Genomic DNA, 5,189 nt, shown 5'->3' with positions numbered 1-5,189 from the left:
TGTGGTTCATCGGCGGGCTGACCCACCAGACCAAGGAAGATTGAGACCGTGGTCGGAATCCTCGCGGACAAGGACCGCATCTTCCTCAACCTCTATGGCCGCCACGACTGGGGCCTGGAGGGTGCGAAGGCGCGCGGCGCGTGGAACGGGACGGCCGACATCGTCGGCCAGACCCCGGAGTGGATCTGCGACCAGATCAAGGCCTCTGGCCTGCGTGGGCGCGGCGGGGCGGGGTTCTCCACCGGCCTGAAGTGGACCTTCATGCCCAAGCAGGAGAGCGAGCGGCCGCACTACCTGGTGGTCAACGCCGACGAGAGCGAGCCGGGCGCCTGCAAGGACCGCGACATCCTGCGCCACGACCCGCACCTGTTGATCGAGGGCTGCCTGATCGCCTGCCGCGCCATCCGGGCGCACACCGCCTACATCTATGTGCGCGGCGAGTATGTGCTCGAGCGCGAGCGGCTGACCGCCGCCATCCGCCAGGCCTATGAGGCCAGGCTGGTGGGCAAGGACAACATCCACGGCTGGGACTGCGATATCCGCGTCACCCACGGCGGCGGCGCCTATATCTGCGGCGACGAGACCGCCCTGATGGAGAGCCTGGAAGGCAAGAAGGGCCAGCCCCGCCTGAAGCCCCCGTTCCCGGCGGGCGCTGGCATCTATGGCGCGCCGACCACCATCAACAACGTCGAATCCATCGCCGTGGTGGGCGCCATCCTGCGCCGCGGCGCGGACTGGTTCGCGAGCTTCGGCCCCGAGAAGTCCACCGGCACCAAGCTGTTCGCCAGCTCCGGCCACGTGAACAAGCCAGCCGTGGTCGAGGAGGCCATGGGCATCCCGATCCGCCAGCTCATCGAAGAACACTTCGGCGGCGTGCGCGGCGGCTGGGGCAACCTGAAGGCGGTGATCCCCGGCGGCATCTCGGTGCGGATGATCCCCGCCGAGCAGTGCGACGAGGCGATCATGTCCTACGAGGACCTGCAGGCGCGCGGCTCCGGCCTGGGCACCGGCACCATGATCGTCATGGACAAGGACGCCGACCTGGTCCGCGCCATCGCCCGGGCGTCCTACTTCTACAAGCACGAGAGCTGCGGCCAGTGCACGCCGTGCCGCGAAGGCACCGGCTGGATGTGGCGGGTGATGGAGCGGATGGTCACCGGCGAGGCGGAGATGCGCGAGATCGACCTGCTGCTGGACGTCGCCTCCCAGGTGGAAGGCCACACCATCTGCGGCCTGGGCGACGCGGCGGCCTGGCCGATCCAGGGCCTGTTCCGCCACTTCCGGCCCGAGGTGGAGGCGCGCATCAACGCCTATCGCGCCGGCAAGCCCCACGTGCAGGGCGCCACCTTGCAGGCGGCGGAGTAAGCCCATGCCGATAGCCAAGGTCGACGGGGTTGAAGTCGAGTTCGAACCCGGCATGAACGTGCTGCAGGTGGCCGAACTGGCGGGCAAGGAGATCCCCCGCTTCTGCTACCACGAGCGCCTGTCCATCGCCGGCAACTGCCGCATGTGCCTAGTGGAGGTGAAGCCCGGCCCGTCGAAGCCGCAGGCCTCCTGCGCCCTGCCGGCCGCCGAGGGTCAGGAGATATTCACCGACACCCCGATGGTCCGCAAGGCCCGTCACGGGGTGATGGAGTTCCTGCTGATCAACCACCCGCTGGATTGCCCGATCTGCGACCAGGGCGGTGAATGCGACCTGCAGGACCAAGCCATGGGCTATGGCCGCGACGACAGCCGCTACGCCGACAACAAGCGGGCCGTCGAAGAAAGATACATGGGTCCGCTGATCAAGACGGTGATGACCCGCTGCATCCAGTGCACCCGCTGCGTCCGGTTTATCACCGAGGTCGCCGGCGTGCCGGATATCGGTCTGATCTCTCGCGGCGAAGACGTTGAAATCACGACCTATCTTGATAAGGCCGTGGCGTCCGAACTGTCTGCCAACGTCATCGACCTGTGCCCGGTGGGGGCGCTGACCTCCAAGCCCTACGCCTTCAACGCCCGGCCCTGGGAGCTGACCAAGACCGAGAGCGTCGATGTCATGGACGCCCTGGGCTCGGCGATCCGGGTGGACGCCCGCGGCTCGGCCGTGCTGCGCGTGCTGCCCCGGGTCAACGAGGACATCAACGAGGAGTGGATCAGCGACAAGACCCGCTATGCGGTCGATGGCCTGGCCCGCCAGCGCCTGGACCGGCCCTATATCCGCGAGGCCGGCAAGCTGCGGCCTGCGACCTGGACCGAGGCCCTGGACGTGGTGGCCGCGAAGCTCACCTCGGCCCCGGCTGACCGCATCGGCGTGATCGCCGGCGACCTGCAGGACGCGGAGTCCATGAAGGCGGCGCTGGACCTGTTCCGCGGCCTGGGTGTGGCCTCCACCGACTGCCGCCAGGACGGCATGGCGCTCGGCGACGGGCCGCGCGAGAGCTGGCTGTTCAATTCCACCATCGCCGGCATCGAGGATGCGGACGTCATCCTGCTGGTGGGCACGAACCCGCGGGTTGAGGCGCCGGTACTGAACGCGCGCCTGCGCAAGCGCTGGCTGGTCGGCGCCCTGAAGGTGGGCGTGATCGGCGAGGCCGCCGACCTCACCTACGGCTACGAGCACCTGGGCGCGGGGCCGCAGGCCCTGGCCGGCCTCGGCAAGCAAAAGAACGACTTCCTCAAGTCGCTCAAGGACGCCAGGGCTCCGGCGATCATCGTGGGCGCGGGCGCGCTCGGCCGCGCTGACGGCGCCGCCGTGCTGCAGGCCGCCGCGGGTGTCGCCAAGGCCTTCGGTATGGGCTGGAACGTGCTGCACAGCGCCGCGGCCCGGGTGGGTGGCCTGGACCTGGGCTTCACGCCGCGGGAGGGTGGCAAGACCGCCGCCGAATTGATCCGCAAGGGCGGGGCTGACGTGCTCTTCCTGATGGGCGCGGACGAGATGGAGTTGGGCGCCACCGACGCCTTTGTCGTCTACCTGGGCACCCACGGGGACGCCGGCGCCCACCGCGCCGATGTGATCCTGCCGGGCGCCGCCTACACCGAGAAGAACGGCTTCTACGTCAACACTGAAGGCCACGTGCAGCAGGGCGTCCGCGCCGTGTTCCCCAAGGGCGACGCCAAGGAAGACTGGGCGATCCTGCGGGCGCTGTCCGAGCGAATGGGGGCGAAGCTCCCCTACGACAGCCTCGACCAGCTTCGCGCGAAGCTGTTCGCTGACCACCCGACCTTCGGCCGCATCGACTATGTGGCGGGGCCGGCCGGGGCGGCGGGCCTCGATCTCGGGGCGCTCGGCCGCAAGGGCGCGGTATCAGAAGATCCGTTCTTAAGCCCGGTGCGCAGCTTCCACCTGACCAACCCCATCGCCCGTGCCAGCGTGACGATGGCCGAATGCGCGGCCCTGGTTTCGGGTCCCGCCAGACTTGCGGCGGAGTAGGGATGCCCGTCACCACCACCACCACCATGACGACCGTCACCAGCTTCTGGACCTCACCGGTGGGCTGGAGCCTGCTGCACGTGGGCCAGATCCTGCTGGTGACCGTGGTCCTGCTGCTCACGGTCGCCTTCATCATCTATGGCGACCGGAAGATCTTCGCCGGGGTGCAGATGCGAAAAGGCCCCAACGTGGTGGGCCCCTTCGGGCTGCTGCAGTCCTTCGCCGACCTCGGCAAGTTCCTGATCAAGGAGCTGGTCATCCCGTCGGGGGCGGACAAGATCGTCTTCCTGCTGGCGCCGCTGATCAGCGTGACCCTGGCCCTTGGCGCCTGGGCGGCCATGCCGCTGGCGCCGGGCTGGGTGATCTCCGACATCAACGTCGGCGTTCTCTACCTGTTCGCCATCTCCTCCCTGGGGGTCTACGGCATCATCATGGGCGGCTGGGCGTCCAACTCGAAGTACCCGTTCCTGGGCGCCCTGCGCTCGGCGGCCCAGATGGTCAGCTACGAGGTCTCCATCGGCTTCGTGATCATCACCGTGATCCTGCTTTCCGGCACCATGAACCTGACCCGCATCGTCGAGCTGCAGGCCGGCGGCTTTTGGAACTGGAATATACTGGGCGGGGCAGGGCTGGCCAACCTGCCGCTGGCCCTGGTGATGATCCCCATGGGGGTGATCTTTTTCATCTCGTCCCTGGCCGAGACCAACCGCCCGCCCTTCGACCTGCCTGAGGCCGAGTCCGAGCTCGTGGCCGGCTACGCGGTGGAGTACGGCTCCACGCCCTACATGCTGTTCTACCTGGCCGAGACCGCCAACATCGTCCTGATGTGCGGCCTGATGGCGGTGCTGTTCCTGGGCGGCTGGCAGGCTCCGTTCCCGACGCCCTTCACCGATAGCTGGCCCGCCACCCTGGTCAGCCTGTTCGGCCTGATGTGGCTGATGGCCAAGACCATCTTCGTGTTCTTCATGAACGCCATGGTCCGGGCCATCGTGCCCCGCTACCGCTACGACCAGCTCATGCGCCTGGGGTGGAAGGTGTTCCTGCCCACCTCCCTGGTGGCCGTGGCCCTGGTGGCCGGCTGGCGCGTCTATGGGCCTCTCGCATGATCCGGCTCGTCCTCATCGCGGCCCTGGGCCTCGGCCTCGCCGCCTGCGCCTCCGGGGGCCGGGACGGGGGCTACGCCACCTATGACGCGCTCGCCCAGGCGCAACGGGAATGCGCGGGTAAGGGTGGCGGCCTAAAGCGCAAGACCGAGGGCAATGCGGCGCGGATCGACGCCTTCGCCTGCGAGAGGAAGTGAGCATGTTCCAACGTCTCGGACAGGCGGTGAAGGGCGCGGCGCTGATGGATTTCATCGGCGCCTTCGGCCTGGCGCTGAAGTACATGGCCCGGCCCAAGTCCACCGTGCAGTACCCGCATGAACGCAACCCGCAGAGCCCGCGGTTTCGCGGCGAGCATGTGCTGCGCCGCTATCCCAACGGCGAAGAGCGCTGCATCGCCTGCAAGCTCTGCGAGGCCATCTGCCCGGCCCAGGCGATCACCATCGAGGCCGAGCCCCGCGCCGACGGCAGCCGCCGCGCGACTCGCTACGACATCGACATGGTCAAGTGCATCTACTGCGGCCTCTGCCAGGAGGCGTGCCCCGTGGACGCCATCGTGGAAGGCCCCAACACCGAGTTCGCCGTGGAGACCCGCGAGGAGCTCTATTACGACAAGGCTCGGTTGCTGGACAACGGCGACCGCTGGGAACGGCAGATCGCGAAGAATCTGGAAC

At 68.2% G+C, this 5,189-nt stretch carries 5 protein-coding genes; all 5 read left to right on the top strand.

Annotated elements, in window-relative coordinates; translation table 11 throughout:
* Positions 1 to 48 precede the first annotated feature (48 nt).
* On the top strand, positions 49 to 1,365 hold the full coding sequence (nuoF, locus tag ACLL81_RS08155) for an NADH-quinone oxidoreductase subunit NuoF (protein WP_411287850.1): 1,317 nt from the start codon (positions 49 to 51) through the stop codon (positions 1,363 to 1,365).
* A gap of 4 nt (positions 1,366 to 1,369) precedes the next feature.
* On the top strand, positions 1,370 to 3,415 hold the full coding sequence (gene nuoG / locus ACLL81_RS08150; RefSeq protein ID WP_411287849.1) for an NADH-quinone oxidoreductase subunit NuoG: 2,046 nt from the start codon (positions 1,370 to 1,372) through the stop codon (positions 3,413 to 3,415).
* Positions 3,416 to 3,441: 26 nt separating this feature from the next.
* Positions 3,442 to 4,521 carry an NADH-quinone oxidoreductase subunit NuoH gene (gene nuoH, locus ACLL81_RS08145; protein ID WP_411287851.1) on the top strand — a complete coding sequence of 360 codons (1,080 nt, stop codon included), beginning with the start codon at positions 3,442 to 3,444 and terminating at the stop codon, positions 4,519 to 4,521.
* Entirely contained in the window at positions 4,518 to 4,715 is a 198-nt protein-coding gene (locus tag ACLL81_RS08140; RefSeq protein ID WP_411287848.1) for a hypothetical protein, read from the top strand. Before nuoH ends, ACLL81_RS08140 begins: the two co-directional genes overlap by 4 nt.
* Positions 4,716 to 4,717: 2 nt before the next feature.
* Positions 4,718 to 5,189: NADH-quinone oxidoreductase subunit NuoI (gene nuoI, locus ACLL81_RS08135; RefSeq protein WP_411287847.1), on the top strand; the 472-nt coding region annotated here is incomplete at its 3' end.

Origin of the sequence: Phenylobacterium sp., assembly GCF_046590535.1 — a bacterium.
Lineage (GTDB): Bacteria > Pseudomonadota > Alphaproteobacteria > Caulobacterales > Caulobacteraceae > Phenylobacterium.
This window is presented reverse-complemented; position numbering and strand designations above follow the sequence as displayed.